Annotated in this window: 19 protein-coding genes; 8 read left to right on the forward strand and 11 right to left on the reverse strand. The window is 65.5% G+C overall.

Annotated features, from left to right (window positions below):
* Window positions 1–23 precede the first annotated feature (23 nt).
* Window positions 24–497, forward strand: a complete 474-nt coding sequence (locus tag ACFYO1_RS18820) for a hypothetical protein (protein ID WP_387232369.1) — start codon at window positions 24–26, stop codon at window positions 495–497.
* Window positions 498–511: 14 nt separating this feature from the next.
* Here ACFYO1_RS18820 and ACFYO1_RS18825 read toward each other — a convergent pair whose 3' ends face one another.
* The 5 genes from ACFYO1_RS18825 to ACFYO1_RS18845 form a co-directional block, all read right to left on the reverse strand.
* Entirely contained in the window at window positions 512–1,558 is a 1,047-nt protein-coding gene (locus ACFYO1_RS18825) for an ABC transporter ATP-binding protein (RefSeq protein WP_387232371.1), read from the reverse strand.
* Window positions 1,555–2,601 (reverse strand): ABC transporter ATP-binding protein, encoded by a 1,047-nt coding sequence (locus tag ACFYO1_RS18830; protein ID WP_387232372.1) that lies wholly within the window; start codon window positions 2,599–2,601, stop codon window positions 1,555–1,557. The genes ACFYO1_RS18825 and ACFYO1_RS18830 overlap by 4 nt, the downstream gene beginning before the upstream one ends.
* Before the next feature lie 29 nt (window positions 2,602–2,630).
* Window positions 2,631–3,611: an ABC transporter permease gene (locus ACFYO1_RS18835; protein WP_387232374.1), complete on the reverse strand. Its 981-nt coding sequence runs from the start codon at window positions 3,609–3,611 to the stop codon at window positions 2,631–2,633.
* Window positions 3,612–3,687: 76 nt separating this feature from the next.
* Window positions 3,688–5,463 carry an ABC transporter substrate-binding protein gene (locus ACFYO1_RS18840; RefSeq protein WP_387232376.1) on the reverse strand — a complete coding sequence of 592 codons (1,776 nt, stop codon included), beginning with the start codon at window positions 5,461–5,463 and terminating at the stop codon, window positions 3,688–3,690.
* 48 nt (window positions 5,464–5,511) lie between these two features.
* Window positions 5,512–6,516 (reverse strand): ABC transporter permease, encoded by a 1,005-nt coding sequence (locus tag ACFYO1_RS18845; protein ID WP_387232377.1) that lies wholly within the window; start codon window positions 6,514–6,516, stop codon window positions 5,512–5,514.
* Window positions 6,517–7,013: 497 nt separating this feature from the next.
* On the opposite strand from ACFYO1_RS18845, the gene ACFYO1_RS18850 reads away from it, so the two are divergent.
* Window positions 7,014–7,787 carry an SDR family oxidoreductase gene (locus ACFYO1_RS18850; RefSeq protein WP_387232379.1) on the forward strand — a complete coding sequence of 258 codons (774 nt, stop codon included), beginning with the start codon at window positions 7,014–7,016 and terminating at the stop codon, window positions 7,785–7,787.
* A gap of 45 nt (window positions 7,788–7,832) precedes the next feature.
* A complete protein-coding gene (locus tag ACFYO1_RS18855) occupies window positions 7,833–8,576 on the forward strand; it encodes an SDR family oxidoreductase (RefSeq protein WP_387232381.1) in 744 nt (247 codons plus the stop codon).
* Between the two features lie 3 nt (window positions 8,577–8,579).
* Here ACFYO1_RS18855 and ACFYO1_RS18860 read toward each other — a convergent pair whose 3' ends face one another.
* A complete protein-coding gene (locus tag ACFYO1_RS18860; protein ID WP_387232383.1) occupies window positions 8,580–9,476 on the reverse strand; it encodes a LysR family transcriptional regulator in 897 nt (298 codons plus the stop codon).
* 277 nt (window positions 9,477–9,753) lie between these two features.
* Between ACFYO1_RS18860 and ACFYO1_RS18865 the strand changes: the two genes are divergently transcribed.
* Window positions 9,754–10,158 (forward strand): hypothetical protein, encoded by a 405-nt coding sequence (locus tag ACFYO1_RS18865; protein ID WP_387232385.1) that lies wholly within the window; start codon window positions 9,754–9,756, stop codon window positions 10,156–10,158.
* A 10-nt stretch (window positions 10,159–10,168) separates the two neighbouring features.
* On the opposite strand, the gene ACFYO1_RS18870 is transcribed toward ACFYO1_RS18865, so the two are convergent.
* Window positions 10,169–10,639 carry an RDD family protein gene (locus ACFYO1_RS18870; RefSeq protein WP_387232387.1) on the reverse strand — a complete coding sequence of 157 codons (471 nt, stop codon included), beginning with the start codon at window positions 10,637–10,639 and terminating at the stop codon, window positions 10,169–10,171.
* Window positions 10,640–10,740: 101 nt separating this feature from the next.
* On the opposite strand from ACFYO1_RS18870, the gene ACFYO1_RS18875 reads away from it, so the two are divergent.
* Both ACFYO1_RS18875 and ACFYO1_RS18880 read left to right on the forward strand, forming a co-directional pair.
* Window positions 10,741–11,118: a hypothetical protein gene (locus ACFYO1_RS18875; protein WP_387232389.1), complete on the forward strand. Its 378-nt coding sequence runs from the start codon at window positions 10,741–10,743 to the stop codon at window positions 11,116–11,118.
* Window positions 11,119–11,169: 51 nt separating this feature from the next.
* Window positions 11,170–11,622, forward strand: a complete 453-nt coding sequence (locus ACFYO1_RS18880; protein WP_387232390.1) for a hypothetical protein — start codon at window positions 11,170–11,172, stop codon at window positions 11,620–11,622.
* Window positions 11,623–11,729: 107 nt separating this feature from the next.
* Here ACFYO1_RS18880 and ACFYO1_RS18885 read toward each other — a convergent pair whose 3' ends face one another.
* Entirely contained in the window at window positions 11,730–12,890 is a 1,161-nt protein-coding gene (locus ACFYO1_RS18885) for a hypothetical protein (protein WP_387232392.1), read from the reverse strand.
* 74 nt (window positions 12,891–12,964) lie between these two features.
* Here ACFYO1_RS18885 and ACFYO1_RS18890 point away from each other — a divergent pair, with 74 nt between their 5' ends.
* Window positions 12,965–13,273, forward strand: a complete 309-nt coding sequence (locus tag ACFYO1_RS18890) for a hypothetical protein (RefSeq protein WP_387232394.1) — start codon at window positions 12,965–12,967, stop codon at window positions 13,271–13,273.
* 140 nt (window positions 13,274–13,413) lie between these two features.
* Here the strand turns inward: ACFYO1_RS18890 and ACFYO1_RS18895 are convergent, their stop codons facing one another.
* The 3 genes from ACFYO1_RS18895 to ACFYO1_RS18905 all read right to left on the reverse strand — a co-directional run bounded on the left by ACFYO1_RS18895 (window position 13,414) and on the right by ACFYO1_RS18905 (window position 15,594).
* Entirely contained in the window at window positions 13,414–14,583 is a 1,170-nt protein-coding gene (locus ACFYO1_RS18895; protein ID WP_387232395.1) for a hypothetical protein, read from the reverse strand.
* A 263-nt stretch (window positions 14,584–14,846) separates the two neighbouring features.
* The gene (locus ACFYO1_RS18900) at window positions 14,847–15,143 is read right to left on the reverse strand and encodes a hypothetical protein (protein WP_387232396.1); all 297 of its coding nucleotides are present in this window, start codon (window positions 15,141–15,143) and stop codon (window positions 14,847–14,849) included.
* A gap of 262 nt (window positions 15,144–15,405) precedes the next feature.
* Complete coding sequence (locus tag ACFYO1_RS18905; RefSeq protein WP_387232398.1) at window positions 15,406–15,594, reverse strand: type VII secretion target; 189 nt, start codon at window positions 15,592–15,594, stop codon at window positions 15,406–15,408.
* A gap of 403 nt (window positions 15,595–15,997) precedes the next feature.
* Here ACFYO1_RS18905 and ACFYO1_RS18910 point away from each other — a divergent pair, with 403 nt between their 5' ends.
* On the forward strand, window positions 15,998–17,068 hold the full coding sequence (locus ACFYO1_RS18910) for a MerR family transcriptional regulator (RefSeq protein WP_387232399.1): 1,071 nt from the start codon (window positions 15,998–16,000) through the stop codon (window positions 17,066–17,068).
* Window positions 17,069–17,313: the final 245 nt, after the last annotated feature.

Consider the following 17,313-nt stretch of genomic DNA (forward strand, 5'->3'; position numbering starts at 1 on the left):
TACCTGGTGAAATGGAGAAGACAGTGCCCGCGACGTTCCAGAGTTCCAGCACCTCTACCGCAGCTGACGCAGTGGAGGACTACCGCAGCCGCGGCTGGACCGTCGCCGAAACGGACAACGGAGCGTGCCTGATCACCGACGAGCAAGTGGCCGCCGTCGAACTCACCGGCCCGCTCGCCGCCGAAGTCCGCCGCTTCCTGCGCGCCAACAAGCTTTCCGGCCCGGTCATCGAGGTCCCCGGCGCCGAGCGCCGCGAGATCCACCTGGTGGTCGGCGTCGCCAAGGCCGCGCTGGCCATCGCGGCTCTGCGCGACGCGGGCGTGACCGTGCACACCGACGGCTCGAGCATCGCGCTCCCGCCGACCCGGCTGACCCGCGGCTGCGCCGAGTGGGCCATCTCCCCCGCCGAGGCCCGCTGGATTCCGCCGCTGGTCGCCATCGCGGCGGCGGTGCATGCCGCCACCCCGGCCCGCCGCCTCGCCGAAATCGCCTGCTGATCAGGCTTTCTCGTTCAGGCGACCACGTGCCGCGGCTCCGGGAAGTGACAGGCGGCCAGGTGGCCCGCCGCGGACTCGCCAAGTTGGATCAGGGGCGGTTCTTGCTCGGCGCAGATGCCTTGGGCCTTCCAGCAGCGGGTGCGGAAGCGGCAGCCGGACGGGGGGTCGATGGGTGACGGGACGTCGCCGGTGAGCCGAATCCGCTCGCGCTGGGTGGCGCTGTCCGGATCGGCCTCGGGCACCGAGGACAACAGCGCCTGGGTGTACGGATGGTGCGGACGGCCGTAAAGGTCGGCGCGATCGGCGATTTCGACGATCTTGCCCAGGTACATGACCGCGATTCGCGCACTGAAGTGCCGCACCACGGCCAGGTCGTGCGCGATGAACACGAAGGCGATGCCCAGCTCGCGCTGGAGACGTTGTAGCAGGTTGATCACCTGCGCCTGGATGGACACGTCCAGGGCGGATACCGGTTCGTCGGCCACGATCAGCTTGGGGTCCAGGGCCAGTGCGCGGGCGATGCCGATGCGCTGGCGCTGCCCGCCGGAGAACTCGTGCGGAAAACGATTGAAGTGCTCAGGATTCAGGCCGACCGTCGCCAGCAGTTCGCGCACCCGGTTGCGCCGGCCGCCGGGCGGGTCGATGCCGTTGATCTCCATCGGCGCGGCGATGATCCGGCCGACGGTCTGCCGCGGATTCAGCGAGGAGTACGGATCCTGGAAGATCATCTGGAGCTCCGGGCGGATGGGCGCCAGCTCCCGACGGCTCCGGTGGGTGATGTCCTGACCGTTGTAGGTGATGGTGCCCGCCGTCGGCTCCAGCAGCCGGGCCAGCATCCGCCCGGTGGTCGACTTGCCGCAACCGGATTCGCCGACCAGACCGAAGGTTTCGCCCGCGGACACGGTCAGGTCGATGCCGTCCACCGCGCGGACGACCTCGGTTTTCCGTTTGATCAGGAACCCGGAGCGGACGGGGAAGTGCATCTGTAATCCGGTCGCGGTCAGCAACGGTCCGCGCGCGGCGGGAGACGACTTCGGCAGGTGCAGAGTCTGTTCGGTCATGATGCCTTCCCGGTGCCGAGCGTCGGCAGGACCGCGTCGGCGAAGAGGCGATCGGCCGCTTCGGTGCTCAGATGGCAGGCCGCCCCACGTCCCGCGGCCGAACCGAGTTCCGGTCGCTCGGTGGTGCAGCGCGCGTCCGGTACCCGGTCCACGTGGTCGCATCGCGGATGGAACGGGCAGCCGGACGGCACGTCGATCAGGCTCGGCGGCGCACCGCGCACCGGGGTCAGCGGCGTGTCCACGTCACCGCCCAGGTGCGGGATCGAGGACAGCAGGCCCCAGCTGTACGGATGGCGTGGACGTTTGAGCACCTCGCGCACCGTGCCGCGCTCCACACACCGGCCCGCGTACATCACCAGCACGTCGTCGGCCATCTGCGCGACCACGCCCATGTCGTGGGTGATCAGGATGATCGCGGTGTCGAACTCGGACTGCAACTCGCGCAACAGGTCCAGGATCTGCGCCTGCACGGTGACGTCGAGCGCGGTCGTCGGCTCGTCCGCGATCAGCAGGTCCGGATCGCAGCAGAGCGCGATCGCGATCATCACCCGCTGCCGCATACCGCCGGAGAACTGGTGCGGATACTCGTCCACCCGCCGCTGCGGCTGCGGGATGCCGACCTTGGTCAGCATCTCGACGGCTCGCGCCCGCGCCTGCTTGCGGTTCGCGCCCGTGTGCTTGCGATAGGTCTCCATGATCTGGTCGCCGACCGTGTAGTACGGCGACAGCGCGGTCAGCGGATCCTGGAAGATCATCGAGATCCGCTTGCCCCGGAACTGCCGCATGGTGCGTTCGTCCGCGCCGGCCAAATCCGTTCCCTCGAACCGGATCTGGCCGCCGATCCGCGCCTGCCCGCGGTTGTGCAGGCCGAGGATGGCCATGCTCGACACGCTCTTGCCCGAGCCGGATTCGCCGACGATGCCGAGCGTCTTGCCCCGGGCCAGATCGAACGACAGGCCGTCGACCGCCTTGACCGTTCCGTCCTCGGTGCGGAAGTGCACCAGCAGATCTCGCACCGAGAGGATGGGGTCTTGGCTGGACATGTCAGGCTCCAGGTTCGCATCGGGCGGGGTCATGTGAGCCGCACCCTCGGGTCGATGAACGCGTACACGACGTCCACCACGATGTTGGCCACCACCACGGCGGTCGCGGCCAGCAGCACCACCGCCATCATCACCGGCAGGTCGGAGTCCTGAACCGAATTGACCGCCAACTGGCCGATACCCGGCAGGTTGAACACGGTCTCGGTGACCAGCGCCCCGCCGAGCAGCACGGCGATGTCCAGGCCGAGCAGCGTGGCGATCGGGCTCATGGTGCCGCGGAACGCGTGCTTCAGATAGATGTTCGCGTTGCCCATGCCTTTGGCGCGCACGGTGCGGATGTAGTCCTCGTTGAGCACCTCCACCATCGAGGAGCGGGTGAATCGCGCGTAGGCCGCGGCGGTGATGATGGCCAGGCAGACCCACGGCAGCAGCAAACCGGTCCCCCACTTCACCGGATTGCTGAAGAACGAGGTGTAGCTGGGCACCTTCATCAAGTGCGTCGAATACACGAACAGGAACAACAGGAACGGGCCGAGCACGAAGATCTGCTGCGCGCCGCCGAGCACCGCGAAACCCATGGCCGCCTTGTCCGCGACCTTTCCCTTGCGCAACGCGGCCAGCAGGCCGAGACCGATGCCGACCAGCAGGAACAACACCACGGCGCCGATGGTCAGCGAGAACGTGACCGGTATCCGGTCCAGGATGGTGTCGAGCACCGGCCGGTGGTTGTGGAACGAGTAGCCCAGACACGGTGCGGAACAATAGGTGTCGGCGATGGTGCGGCCGGTGAAGATCCCGCCGAGGTAGTCGAGGAACTGCTTCCAGACCGGCTGGTCGACGCCCAGCTGGTGAGCGACAGCGGCGATCAGCTCCGGTGAACAGCTCTTTCCGCAAGCCAGTCGGGCGACATTGTTGCCGGGGGCCACGTAGAACAGCATGAAGGTGATCGCGCTGATGATCAGCAGGATCAGCAGGCCGCCGAGGATCCGGCGGGTGAGGAAGGCCAGCATGCGGAGATCGCTCTCTGAAGGAGGTGGCGGCCGAACCGGGTGACGGGCTGTCGTCGCCCGGCTCGACCGGCCTGCGCTACTTCTCGATGTAGGTGTTGAACAGGTCGATGGTGGCGCTGAGCATGTCCATCCGCGCCCCGCCTACCTTCGAGCCGTACATGACCTGTTTGCGCGTGTACACCAACGGAATCGCGGCGGCGTACTCCTTTTGGATCAGCTGATCCAGCGGCATGTACCCGGCGCCCTGGGCGGCGATGTCCTGGATTGCCTGGATGCGGTTGATCTCGTCGTCCACGCGCTTCTCCTTGAGCTGGGCGTAGTTGTTGCCCTCGTCGCGGACCGCGCCGCCGTAGTACACCGCGCTGTAGACGGTCCGGTTGGTCGGCCAGTCCGGGCTCCACTGGTTCCAGATCAGGTCGAACGGGTTGTCCAGGCGCCCGACAGCGTCATAGAAACCCTTGGTCGGCACCGGATTCAGATTGACCTTGAAGCCGGCCGCCTCGAACGCGCGCTTGATCGGGACGCCCCACCGGTCGGCGGTCGGGGTGGAGTCCCAGGCCACGTTGACCTCATAGCCGAGTTTGCCTGCGTCGGTGAGGATCTGCTTCGCCTTCTGCGGGTCGCCGTTGTCGCCGACGCCGTACGGGTTGGGCTGCTCCGAGAAGCCCACCGAGGAGCGCGGGCTCAGCGTGTCGGCGATGTTGCCGAAGAACGGGCCGCCCTGCGTGGTGACGACGTCCTGCTTCGGGAAGGCGGTCGCGATGGCCTTACGCACCTGCACGTCGGTGACCCGGGCGGTGTTGATCGCGAAGACCTGCACACCGTTGGTCTCGTTGTCCAGGACGCGCTTCTTCAGGTTCGGATCCTGCATGATGGCCTGGACCTGGTCGCTGTCCACCCCGCTGTAGTACGAGGCGGCATTCGGATCGGTGTCGGCCTTGAGCTGGTCGGTCTGCTGCTTGGCCATCACGCCGAACTGGAAGTGGATCTGGTCCAGGTACTGGTGGCGGACCGGGTCGGTCTTCGGATCCCAGGTCGGGTTCTTCACCAGGGTCAGCGACTTGTCCACATCGTGTGCGCCGATCTTGTACGGCCCCGTGGCCATCTCGCCTAATCCGTTGACGTCCAGGTCATCCGGCTTCGCGTCGCGGTCCTTGCGCACCGGCACGGTCTGGCCCATCGAGGCCGCCATCGGGAAGTCCGACTCCGGCTCGGCCAGATGGAAGATGATGGTCTTGTCGTCCGGCGTCTCGATCTTGTCCGGTCCGAGTTCCTTGCCGCCGGTGAACGGACCGGGATAGACGGAGTTGAAATCGTCCTTGCCCGCCAGCCAGAGCTGGACCCACTTGGGCCCGGTGGCGAACTTCGTGTCGAAACTGCGCTCGACGCCGTACTTGATGTCCTGCGACCGGATCGGCGTACCGTCGGCGTACTTCACCCCGTCTTTCAGGGTGTACTTCCACGTCTTTCCGCCGTCGGAGGCCTCGCCGGTATTGGTGGCCAGGTCACCGACCAGCGCCATCGTGCCGTCGTCGTGCTGATCGAACACGGTGAGCCTGCGGTTGATCAGCCGGAACGCCTCGTCGTCCGGGGCGGTGTAGACCTTGGCCGGGTCGTAGTGCGGGAAGTCGGTGCGCCACAGCAGGTTCAGCGAGCCGCCCGGCTGGGCGCCGGGGATCTCGGCGGCCGGGCCGCTGGAATGTTTGCCCTCCGCGTCGAGGGTTAGCTTGCTCTGGCTGGCCTTCGGCTGGTCTCCACCGCCGGCATTGGTGCCGCCGGCCGAACAGCCCGCCGTCACCAGGGCCAGCGCCGCGGCCACCGCCGCGGCCTGCGCGAGTTGCGATCTTCTCATTCCAGTTCCTGCCTCCTCTTACCGCCGAAAAGCCCGGCGACCCAACGGTTATCGGCTTCCCTTCGGGTCAAGGGCGTCGCGCACCGAGTCCCCGAGCAAGTTGAACGCGAGCACGAAAAGGACCATCCCGATGCCGGGAAAGACCAGATAGGTGATGTCGGAGGAGATCAGGCCCGAGCCGTTCTGCACCATCACGCCCCAGTCGGGCGTCGGCTCCTTGATGCCGACGCCGAGGAAGGACAGCGCCGCCTCCGCCGTGACGTACGCGGGCAGGTCCAGCGTCGCCAGCACCAGGATCGGAGTCCACAGATTCGGCAGCAGTTCCCGGAAGATGATCCGCCGGGGACTCGCCCCGGTCACCTTGGCCGCCTCGACGAACTCGAGCTCGCGCAGCGAGAACACCTGCCCGCGCAGCAGCCGGGCGTTGCGGGTCCAGCCGAAGAAGGTCAGCAGTCCGATCAGGCTGGCCGCCCGCACCCAGGGCGGAACCTCCTGTCCCGTCGCCTGATAGCCGGCCCAGGCGACCGGCATGAAGGCGAGGATGAACAGGGTGGACGGAACCGACAGCAGGGTGTCGGTGATTCGGCTGATGAGATAATCGGTCCGGCCGCCGACGTATCCGGCGGTGACGCCGAGGACCGTGCCGATGATCGTGGTCAGCAGCACCACGGCCACTGCGATCAGCAGCGAGGTGCGAATTCCGTAGGCCAGCACGATGAGTACGTCACGGCCGGTGTGCGGCTCGATGCCGAACCAGAATTGGCTGTCGATGCCGCCGTTGGGTTTGATCGGGAAGCCGGTGTCGGTGAGTAATCCGTTGGCGGTGGTGGCGTACGGAGTGTAAGGATCTTTGCCGTAGAGCCAGGAGATCAGCGGTGCGCCGAGGCCGACGGCGAAGAAGAGCACAACGACAATGGCGGCCGTTACGCCGGTTTTGTCCCTTTTGAACCGGAGCCAGGCGAGTTGACCGGGAGAACGGCCGAGGGGCCCGGAGCCGGCCACCTCGACGGTGGCCACGGCATCCGGTGGAAGCTCGTCCGCGCGCAGGGCCACTAGTCCCCCTAGATCACTTGGTAAGAATGGGCGAAAGGTACGGCGCGCGAGCATTCAGCGTCAACCCCCACTCACGTTTACTGAGCAAGATGTACACATAAATCGGACAGTGCCTCGCGAATAGTGCACTGTTGCACCAGTTTTTGTTGCCGAGACCGGGGGCGAGCAAATGCTCAGCAGTCCCTCGGCGCCGAAAACACCTGAACCTCAACGGATGTCGGCTGCGAGCGAGTTTCGCTGCCTGGCCGATCAACTGGGGAATTCCCCAGTTCGGCGGGTTGCGCGGCGGGGGTGGATGTGCTCTCACCCCGAGGGGTCGCGCGCGTGTCCGCGGGGGCGGCGATCGGCATGGACCTGACGGAATAGGCATCTCCTATGGCGGCTACTGATTTTTCGTCTTTGCTTCCGGTTCTTTTCCGGACGTAGCGTGAAAACAGTTCGACGAAGTCAATTCTTTTCCGTCGAATCGATGAATACGCAATCGAAAGGACCGTGGTATGACCACGTTTGGCAGCGGTGCGGGAACACAAGAACTCAAAGGAAAGCGGGCGCTGGTCACCGGCGGTTCGCGCGGAATCGGTGCGGCCATTGTGCGGCAGTTCTTGAATGCGGGCGCCGAGGTTTTGACGACCGCGCGATCGGCGACGAGCACGGTGCCGGAGGGCGCCACCTTCGTGGCCGCCGATGTGCGCACGAAAGGTGGAGCGGAAGCGCTGGCCGCGGCCGCGCAGGAGGTGCTCGGCGGCGTGGACATCCTGGTGCACAACGTCGGCGGGGGGCGACCACACGACGGCGCGCTGGCGATTCCGGACGACGAGTGGCAGGACGCGCTGGACCTGAATTTCCTTGCCTCCGTTCGGCTGGACTCGCTGCTGGCGCCGGGGATGCGGGAACAGGGTTCGGGAACGATCGTGCACATCTCCTCGGCAGCGGTGCCGACCGTGGCGCCGCCGTTCCTGCACTACGTGGCGGCGAAGGCGGCGCTGGAGGCCTACAGCCGAGGGCTGGCGCTGGAGCTGGCGCCGTCCGGAATCCGAGTGAACACAGTGTCTCCGGGCAAGACCGCCACCCCCGGCGGCGAAGAAACGCGGGAGCTGTGGGCACGCCTGAGCGAGGCGCCGGGCCCGGCCACCGACAGCACCGCACCACTGGGACGCGACGGCAGGCCCGACGACATCGCCGACGCGGTGCTGTTCCTCGTCTCCGACCGGGCGAGCTGGCTGACCGGGAGCAATCTGTTCGTCGACGGTGGCGAATTCCCCAGGGGCTGAGAGTTTTCCAGCGATTTCAGGTTTGCGAGAAAGGGAATTCCCGGCATGGGTGCGTACAGCGGCAAGAATGTAGTGATCACGGGCGGCAGCAGCGGCATCGGATTCGGGATAGCGCAACTGCTGGCGGACGGCGGAGCGCGGGTAATGATCACCGGCCGTTCGCAATCCACGCTCGACGCAGCGTGTGAGCAGCTCGGCGAGAACACGGTCGCCGTGCGAAGCGATGTCGCCGCGCTGCCGGATCTGGATGCGCTGGCCGACCGGGTCGAGGACGAATTCGGCACGCTCGACGGGCTTTTCGTCAACGCGGGGATCACCCGCACCATGCCCTTCGCCGCGACGGTCGAGACCGAATACGACGAGCTGTTCGCGATCAACGTCAAGGGCGCGTTCTTCACCGTGCAGAAACTCGCGCCGCTGCTGAACGCGGGCGCCGGCGTCGTCCTGACCACCTCGGTCGCGAACGTCATGGGCATGGCCGAGGCCGGCGTCTATTCGGCGGGCAAGGCGGCGCTGCGCTCGATGACCCGCAGCCTCGCCCGCGAGCTGCTCGCGCAGGGAGTCCGGGTCAACGCGGTCAGCCCCGGCCCGGTCGACACGGGGACGCTGGAGAACACCATGACCGCGGCGGAAGCCGCGCAGTTCAAGGCCGAACGGGTCGCCGAGAATCCCATGCGGCGCTTCGGCACTCCAGCCGAGATCGCCACGGCGGCAGCATTTCTCGCCTTCGACGCCACCTACACCACCGGTGCCGAGCTGGTGGTGGACGGCGGCGCGACCCAGCTCTGAGCGTCAGGACACCTGGGCCAGGGCGGAGGGCTCTGGCCAGGTCTCCTGGCGCAGGAGTTCGAGCAGGGCCCGCTCCGCCGGGCCGGCGTTGTCCCGGAGGACGGCGATCACAGGCTGGGATACGACCGGGAACACCGGGCGCGCGAGGTGTTCATGACCGGGCGGCACCGCGGAGGCCGGAATGAGCGTGACCCCGAGCCCGTGCGCGGCCCAGCGGGCGGCCGTCGAGGTTTGGGACACCCGGGCGACCGTGGCCGGGGTCAGCTCGTTCCGCCGCAGCACGTCCACCAGCACGGCGTCGAGCGCGCTGTCCCGGTCGAACCGCACCCACGGTTCCCCGTCCAGTTCGCGCAGCTCGACCCGGTCCGCGGCGAGCAGGCGATGCCCGGCGCTCAGCATCACCACGAACTCCTCCTCGCCGAGCCGGTGCGCGCTGGCCGGGGTGCGGTCGCACGCCGCCATGAACGCGAGGTCCAACAGGCCCTGCCGGCACAACCGGTCCAGTTCGGCCGAACTCGCCTCCTCGAAAACGGTGACCTCCAAACGCGGATAGCGACGGCGCAGCGCCCCAAGCGCCCCCGGCAGTTGCCGCGTGCCCAACCCCATCTGCACCGCGATCACCACCTCCCCCACCAGCTCATCCGCCCCGGCCCGCGCCGTCGCCCGCGCCCGCCGCGACGCACTCACCGCGACCTCCGCCTCACGCAGAAACGCCCGCCCGACCACCGTCGGCACCAGGCCACTCGGCGTGCGCGCGAACAACTGCACCCCGAGTTCCCGCTCCAGACTGCGAATCTGTTGCGACAACGACGGCTGCGCCACATGCAACCGCTCCGCCGCCGCCGTCACCGACCCCTCCTCGGCCACCGCCAAGGCGTACTCGTACTGACGCAGGCTCATCGGATCCCGTCCCGCGATGGACCACCATCCACCCCGTTGTCATCGAAGTATCAACAAGCACTACAACGCAGTGGGCGAGACGTTTACTCCAGGTGCCGCGCCCGGAGGTCGCTCACCGGCGCGCGGTGCGGATACCACCGGCAGCGCACAAGCGTGGAACTGTCTGTGGCGCAGAGTGTTCGACAGGTGGTGCGGTTGCAGATAGGCGGTGTTCATTCGCCGGGATGATCATCGGGGGCGGGGGATTCCATGGGGGAATCCGGTTCAGGAGAAAGAAATGGGCATCAAGCTCGTCAATCGCGCTGTCCTGTGCACGGCGGTGGCCGCTACGTCCACCCTGCTCTTCACCGGTGTTGCCAGCGCGGCGACATCGACCACCATCAACGGTGCCACGGCTGTCGGCGGCGGTAGCGCGACCGTTTCGGTCACCTACAGTTGCGATCCGTCGAGCGATGCCCGGCGGTTGACGGCGGTGATCGAGGACAAGACCTCGGGTGGGCTCGGAGCCGGGTTCGTCGAGCCGACCTGCGACTCGCAGAGTCACCGGGCCGACGTGCCGGTGCGCCCGAGCGCCGGAGCCTTCAACCACGGGGACACCGCGAAGATCGCCACGGATCTGGTGGACGGCCTCGGCGACAGCGTGCCCGGCGCGGGGCGGTTCGGCACCGCGACCCTGGGCTAGAGACCCTGGGCTAGAACGGCCGGAGTGCGCGCCTGCGCACGGTGCGCAGGCCGCACGCCTGTCCGACGCTCGCACCCTCCAGCAAGAACTGGAACACGATCACCACATAGCCGAACAACCAACGGCCCACCGTCTGCCACACCCGCGGGCGGCGACCGTCCTTCCAGCGCAGCACCCGCATGCCGAACAGCAGCTTGGCCACACTGCCCCGGAAGATCAACGTGCCGAACACATGATTGACGAACGACACTCCGAACAGGCAGGGCAGGAACACCGGCGCGAACTCGGCGATCCCGGCCTCAGCGTGGAAAACCCGCACCGCCAACGCGAACGCGACGAAGAACACCAGCAGACCATCGACCATCGCAGCCAAGGCGAGCCGATTCTCCCCCGCCTCCTCCGGCACCCATACATCCGCCGGACGCGATCGCCGGGTGCGACCCGAAGTAGCCGTTGCGGGGTCGACGTAAGGTGCGCTCACGGACCACATTGTGCACACCGTCACCCCACTTGCCCAGCACCGAAAATTAGGGGGTATTCGTCGCTTCGGAACCGCTGTACCAGATCTCCTCGTGTGAGGTCGTGCGGATGGACACCGTATGCGGCAGCTCGATATTCGCTCGCCACGGAGTTGGGCTCGTACTTCTGCTTGCGGTGCCGGTATTGCTGTGTGCGCTGCCCGCGCTGCGCGTCACTCACGGCCTGTCGTGGGTGGTCGCAGGCGTTCTGATGATCGGTGCGCTCACGGCGTCGGCTGCGGCCGACACTGTGTTCGCCGCCTTCGCGTATTACCTGCCGATCGGCGTAGTCGCGATGCTCGTCGGCGGATTTCAGGCCTGGCACGACGGGCGAAACAGGGTTGCCGCCGCAAGGATCGCTACCGCACCCGATGCTTATCTTCGCCAGGCCTGTCGCGCTGGGGGAAATGAGGGGTCGCCGAACAGTCGGTCACCTGTATAGTTCGGAGCGACTCCAAACGGGGGAATCCATTGCTAGAGAGAGTAATTCAACGTGCGTAAATCCAACAGGGCGGCGGCCACCACCGTGGCGGCACTCAGTGCGCTGGCCGCGGCAGTCGCGTTCGCCGCGCCGCAGGCGGGGGCAACCGTCACGAGCGTCCACGTCGACAAGGGACAGAGCTTCGGCAGCTCGGCCGATGCCCGCGGCACCGGCTGCTCCTACCCGATCGTCGTGAACACGGACCCGGGCAAGAAGGTGGTCGTGCTCGACCAGATCGGCGACGACCCGAATACCGCGGACTACAAGCAATTCCAGCCGTACGAACTGGTGGCGGATGCGTCCGGGGCGGCCCGCTCCACCTGGACCCCCGACCGCAAGGGCCCGCACAAGATCGTGGTTCTCGAGCTCCGGGCCGACGAAGACTACGACGTCTACAGCCCCCGCACCGCGATGAACATCGGAACCGGCATCAACCTCGGCCCGGCCTGCGTCGTCCTGCCCTGAGTGATCCCGCGGACCGGCGTGCTGCCCGCAGCTCCATGCTTCGGCGACACCCGGTTTGCGGTGCCGGCGTCGCACGCCGTTCGACTGGCCTCGGCAGTTCGAGGGTTTCAGCCACGGCACCAATCCCATGGCATCCCTTGGTATCCGGGCTCGACGAGGCAGACCCGGGCGCGGGCGGTAGGGATGAGGGTGCAGGTGTCGCCGGAGCCGGTGCAGCCGGTCCAGGACAGCGCCCCTTGGTAGGTAACGAATTCTCCTCGTTGCGCGGTGAGGGTTACTCGGGTGCCCGGTCGGTAGTTCAGGGTGCAGTTCGTTGCGGAGACCGGACTGCATGTGACTCCGGGTGGGTTCGCGCGGACGGTGTAGCCGCCGGGTACGAAGATCGACAAGGTCACCGTGCTGTGCGAAGAGGACCAGTTCAGCTTGTCGAAGACGTCCGGGAACAGCTTGGGGCCGATCGTGGCGACGAGGATCAGCACGAAGATTCCCTTGAGTCCGTCGAGTATCCAGTCGACAACTTTGCTCGGCTTCGGCGGTGGGTCATCGGTGCTCTTCACCGCGGCGCCGGCCAGGACGACGCCGGCAGCAACTCCACCGTCGCGTTTCCCGGTTCGATCGCGCTCCTCTTCTTCATCGAGGACTCGGCGAATAGTCTCCGGTAGCAACTCGTTCAGCTCCGGGGCGATGAGGATCGGGATGAGTGCCGGGCTGTAATGCACGACGAGCCGAGCCCGCTGCTTATCGCAGGTGCCGCAGTTGTCGCATTTCCGGCAGGTGCCGAGATGCCGAAGGATGCGCTGCCGCAGAATACGGGTGAACTGCTCGTCGCTTTTGCCGTCCCAGCCGGAGCGGTCGAGAATTCCGGCGAGTTGAATGCATTGCGGCCGACCGTGTTTGGCGAGGATCAGCGCGCCGAATCCCTCGTCCACCCGAATCTTGTTCTCGTAAGCGAACTTATAGGCATTCTTCGTACTGACGGACAGCGCGGTGGCCAACGCCTTTCCGTGTAGTTCGCGGCGGATGTTGAACTGGTAGATCCGGCGCTGATGGTGCGTGAAGGTCGTGGCGACGATGTCGAGCATGCGGTTGACCTCGGCTGTGCGGCGCAGCCGGTCCGCCTCGTCGTCGTCGGCGACCAGCGGTTTCAACGGCAGCGCGCCGGTGTTCGCTCGCCGTCGACGGTCCTCGCGGCAGCGATTTCGCACGATCCCGCACAGCCACGCCCGCAGCTTCTCGGGTTCCCGCGGGTTCTCCCCCTCGACCCCCAAGCCTTCACGACCACGAGCCCGAGGAGGCCGACCATGAACGACAACGACTTTCGAGCGCCGAGGCAGTGATCACCATGGCGAACTCGAGAATCTCCGCCTGCGCGTCCGTCGCCGCGCTGACCGCCGTCAGCCCCCACCTGCCCGCGCTGTTCATCGGTTCCAGCGCGCTCATCTTCAGCATCCTGATCCCCGTTGTCCCCCAGATCCTCAACGAAGTCTTCTGGCTCAGGGCACTGGACCGGCCGGAGCGGAATATGCGACGACTTCTCGATCACGCCTCGACTACTGAAGCGGAGCGCCCTATGCGGATGCTGCGCCGTGCGCGAGGCGATGTACTGCGCGCGCGAGAGCGGAATGTCCCTCGTACCACCGAGAAGAACTGACCGAGCCGAGGGACCGAGACCGGCGGCGCCAGATGCTGGCCACTTGGCCGTGCAGCCGCCGGTGCGCGTAGCGGGCGGATGATCCCGGACCCCGTCTCGAGCGCGGGATTTCGCCCGACTACCCGGCTCAGGTCAGAGAGCTACTTCTTGGGTCCGCCATATCCATCTTTTTCATCGTACTCGGTGATCTTTACGTATGCTTGCAGCTTCGTGTCGAAGAACTTTTTCAATCCTTCCTCTGTTGCACAATTGAAGTGCTCGCCCAACTTGCCATCCGCATCGACGGAGCGACTGACGTCGATATGACACTCTATCGAGATGTTGCCTTTCATTTCGATGACTTCATCTTTTACCTTTTCTGCATATCCCTTCAGATCACCGCATATCGCTTTCCGGGTATCCGCGTTGAACTCGCTGACGTCATAGAGCGCCTTTCGTGCCGCGGCCCCGGGATTGCCTCCGCCCTTCAATTCGTAGGGCGCGCTGGCTTCGATCCTCGACCAGTCGGAGTACCAGCCGCCGGAGTGCTTCTTGTCGAGGTCGCACAGGACGTTGGCGACCCGCATCGCCAACTCTTGCTCCTTCTTCTCCGCCTCGGGATCGAATGGCTGGGACGGTTCCGTAACTCCCGAGATGGCTACGGGCTCCGGCCCTCTGAATGCCGCTTTGACCGCTTCGGCCGCCTCGTCCTCCGCGACCGCTGCTGCGTTCAGGCTTTTGAAGTCCGGCGGCATCTTGGCGGCCGCGGCGGATGCTGCGACAGCACTTTTGGCAGCTTCAGCCGCTTTGGCGATCGACTCGGCCTTTTCCTTCTGTTCATAGTAGGCATTGAGTTTGGAATCGTCCTTTTCGGCCTCCGCTTTGACTTCTTCGGCGTACTTTTCGGCGGCAGCACCGACTTTGGCGGTCGTTGCTTCGGCGGCTTCAGTAGCGGCGGACGCTGCGGCAGCCGCGTCGGCTACATTTGCAGCGTGGTCAGCCTTCGCAGCATCGCCAGTGTCGATGACGTAGTCGGTGTAGCTATCGGGTATGTCGTACTTTGTGCCGTAAGGGTCGTCGTTGAATTCCTCAAGGTATTTGGCGGCGATCGCTTGCCGCGCGGTGGCGCTGTAGGCGCGCTGGCAGTGTTGAATGATGATTTCTAATTCTTCTTTTTTGACACTTTCGCGCGCGCGGTCGCCGGCGCAATGCCTTTCCCAAGCGGCTGCCGATTCGGCAGTGGCAACGGGCGCCCCGAATTCGGTCACAACAGCTGCAATTATCAGGGCGATCGCCATTTTCCCTATTTTTCGCATGTATTGTTTGCGCATTCCGCCGGTTCTCCTTGCCGAATGATTCAGACGTCGGGGTTGTCGTTGATTCGTGGATGTATTCGGTACGGATTCCGGCATGGATGGGTCACTGCGCTGTGAGCGCCGCGCTCTGCGCTTCGAGGGTCCCCGAGGGACCTCGCGCGGTCCGAGCTAATCCGCGCCAGATCCCCGCTCACGCCTCCATCACCGAAGCAGAACGCCCGATGCGGATACTGCGACGCGCGCGAGGCGATGTACCGCGCGCGGGAGAGCGGAGCGCCTCAGTCTCCGCTGAACCACAGGTATCCGCGCCGCCGGATCGCGGATTCGGCGGCCTCGCGCAACACCGTGAACAGTTCACGCTCGCTGTCGTCGCCGGGCACGAAGGAGGAAATCTCCTCGATAAAGAAATTGAGCTGAGTGGTATTGAACATGGTGTCCGCGTGCCTGTTTATACCCCGAGTAAGTGAACCCGCCGGCGCCTGCAAGATAACGTCGCCCAGCGTATCCGACGCGTATCCACCAACTTCCGCAACCTTTTCACGTATTTGGTTTTGAATAAATACCGAAACGCCCACTGCTTCTCCTTAAGGGATCGGATACATAGTGATGACACCGCCGAATCGATCGGTCACCACCTTGTAGCGTCCGGTCGCGGCACCACCGAGTTCTTTCGAGACGTTCCCGATTATGTCCGGAGCAGTTATTTCACGTTTAAAATTCCCATCCACGGTGAATTCCGAACTCATGGCAGATTCGAACTCGACGTAGCCAGGCCGGTGGCGTTGAACTCGTCGCGCATAAACGGGGCGCCGCCGTCACAGACCGCGGTCCAACTCTCTAAAATTTCGTTGCCGCATCGCCGGTCCAGGTGCCATCAGTCAGCGACGCGACCTCCTCGGCGGCAGAGTCCACCACATTGCGCAGTGCTTCGGACAGCTCGTAGACAAACGCGCCGACCTCGCGCACATTCGCGGGCACCACCGAGAGGTTCTGGCCAGCCGTAAACGTCCCCCCGTACTCACTCATGGCATGGATCGTACCGACGGCGGCGCGGATACTCGAGCTGACGAAGTTCGAACGGCGCTGGAGGTCCTACTGAGTCCAGCCGTCGGGACCACCCCGTCCAAGCTTCTGGCCTAGGGCGAATCAACACTCCCTATTGCTGCTGGGCGCACAGGCCTGAGAGCTACAGTGCCGGACCAACGATCGTTCTCGACAGGCGGCGAATGTTGGGAACATCCCGCCGGGCGCTGGATCGAATCCTGGCCGGGACCCAATCCCGATGCCAGTGTCTAACCAGCCGGTTTCCGTGGGCTTCAAACTGCACGATTGTGGGGACGAACGCTGCGCGTCTTCTTGACCTTGACCTTTGGGGAAGCCTGATGCTGGTCGTACCGGTCGTTGTAATCGGTATCAGAAGGAGGTCGATATGGGGCTGCTGACCATTGGGGCGTTCGCCCGCGCCGCTCGGCTGACGCCGAAGGCGTTGCGCCTGTACGACGGCCTCGGGCTGCTGCGCCCGGCTGCGGTCGATCCCGAGTCCGGGTATCGGTTCTACGAGTCGGACCAGCTGGAACAAGCGCGGTTGATTGCCCAGCTACGCGGAATCGGCATGCCACTCGCTGAGGTCGGCACCGTGTGTCGTCTCAGCCCAGCGGCGGCGGCTGAAGTAGTCGGTGCGTACTGGCGACAGGTCACTGCCGCCACGGCGACTCGTGAACGAATGGCCACCGCCCTCGTCAATAACCTGTCCGGAAGGGCCACCACTATGTCGAAGACGAATCCAACCCTCGTTGTTCACTACGCTGCCCGGTGCGATATCGGAGCTGTACGCGACAGCAACCAGGACGCCGTGCACGCCAGCGACCGGTTACTGGCCGTCGCCGACGGCGCGGGCGGCCCCGCCGGTGCTGCTGCCAGCGTCGCCGCCATCGATGCTCTCAAACAGTTGGAACTGGCAGACATGCCAGCTGCCGAGCTGCTCACGATGCTGGCCAGCGCCGTCACCGAGGCTGACCGCACCGTACGCAAGGCAGCGACCGGCGACCAACAACCGCTCACCACCCTCACCGCCATCCTGTGCTCCGGCTCTCAACTGGCTCTGGTGCACATCGGCGACAGCCGGGCATACCTACTGCGCGGCGGCGAGTTGTTCCAGTTCACCCAAGACCACACTTATGTGCAATCCCTGATTGACCAGGGAAAGCTCGCCCCGCACGAGCTCGCATCCCATCCTCAACGTGCCCTGCTGGTGCGAGCCCTTGGCGCGGGTAACCATCAGGTCGAGGCAGATCTGGCGCTGCGGACCGCCTTGGCCGGTGACCGCTATCTGCTGTGCTCCGACGGACTGTCCTCCGTCGTCGACCGCAATGCTCTGCGCGCGGTCCTCGGCGCGGCACCCGATCCCGAACAGGCCGCGCAGCAGTTGGTCGAGCACGCGTACGCCCAGGGAGCGCCGGACAATATTGCCTGTGTCGTCGCCGACATGGTGGCGGTGTAGATCCTGAGACACCCAGGAACGAACGTACGGTGATGCCGCGTTCCGCGCGTGCGTGGGTAACGGAAGGTCAACGTGCGGACATCGTCTCGGGCTCGGCAACCCGCGCACATGCTGCGATGTGGGCGTTCGGCCCGGCTGCCACCGGCTCGGATGCTGGTCGATTGATCACGAGGAACTGGTGTAGGCATCTGCCGAGAAGCCACCTACATCAGTTCCTCGTGATCAGTTGTCCAGCAGCGCATTTC

Source organism: Nocardia sp. NPDC006044, assembly GCF_042871115.1.
GTDB lineage: Bacteria > Actinomycetota > Actinomycetes > Mycobacteriales > Mycobacteriaceae > Nocardia.

Coding starts and splice junctions, on each gene's coding strand:
- ACFYO1_RS18905 (WP_387232398.1), bottom strand. CDS start 15,594: ATGAGTGAGTACGGGGGGACGTTTACGGCTGGCCAGAACCTCTCGGTG.
- ACFYO1_RS18890 (WP_387232394.1), top strand. CDS start 12,965: ATGGCGAACTCGAGAATCTCCGCCTGCGCGTCCGTCGCCGCGCTGACC.
- ACFYO1_RS18825 (WP_387232371.1), bottom strand. CDS start 1,558: ATGACCGAACAGACTCTGCACCTGCCGAAGTCGTCTCCCGCCGCGCGC.
- ACFYO1_RS18895 (WP_387232395.1), bottom strand. CDS start 14,583: ATGCGCAAACAATACATGCGAAAAATAGGGAAAATGGCGATCGCCCTG.
- ACFYO1_RS18835 (WP_387232374.1), bottom strand. CDS start 3,611: ATGCTGGCCTTCCTCACCCGCCGGATCCTCGGCGGCCTGCTGATCCTG.
- ACFYO1_RS18865 (WP_387232385.1), top strand. CDS start 9,754: ATGGGCATCAAGCTCGTCAATCGCGCTGTCCTGTGCACGGCGGTGGCC.
- ACFYO1_RS18855 (WP_387232381.1), top strand. CDS start 7,833: ATGGGTGCGTACAGCGGCAAGAATGTAGTGATCACGGGCGGCAGCAGC.
- ACFYO1_RS18850 (WP_387232379.1), top strand. CDS start 7,014: ATGACCACGTTTGGCAGCGGTGCGGGAACACAAGAACTCAAAGGAAAG.
- ACFYO1_RS18830 (WP_387232372.1), bottom strand. CDS start 2,601: ATGTCCAGCCAAGACCCCATCCTCTCGGTGCGAGATCTGCTGGTGCAC.
- ACFYO1_RS18910 (WP_387232399.1), top strand. CDS start 15,998: ATGGGGCTGCTGACCATTGGGGCGTTCGCCCGCGCCGCTCGGCTGACG.
- ACFYO1_RS18860 (WP_387232383.1), bottom strand. CDS start 9,476: ATGAGCCTGCGTCAGTACGAGTACGCCTTGGCGGTGGCCGAGGAGGGG.
- ACFYO1_RS18840 (WP_387232376.1), bottom strand. CDS start 5,463: ATGAGAAGATCGCAACTCGCGCAGGCCGCGGCGGTGGCCGCGGCGCTG.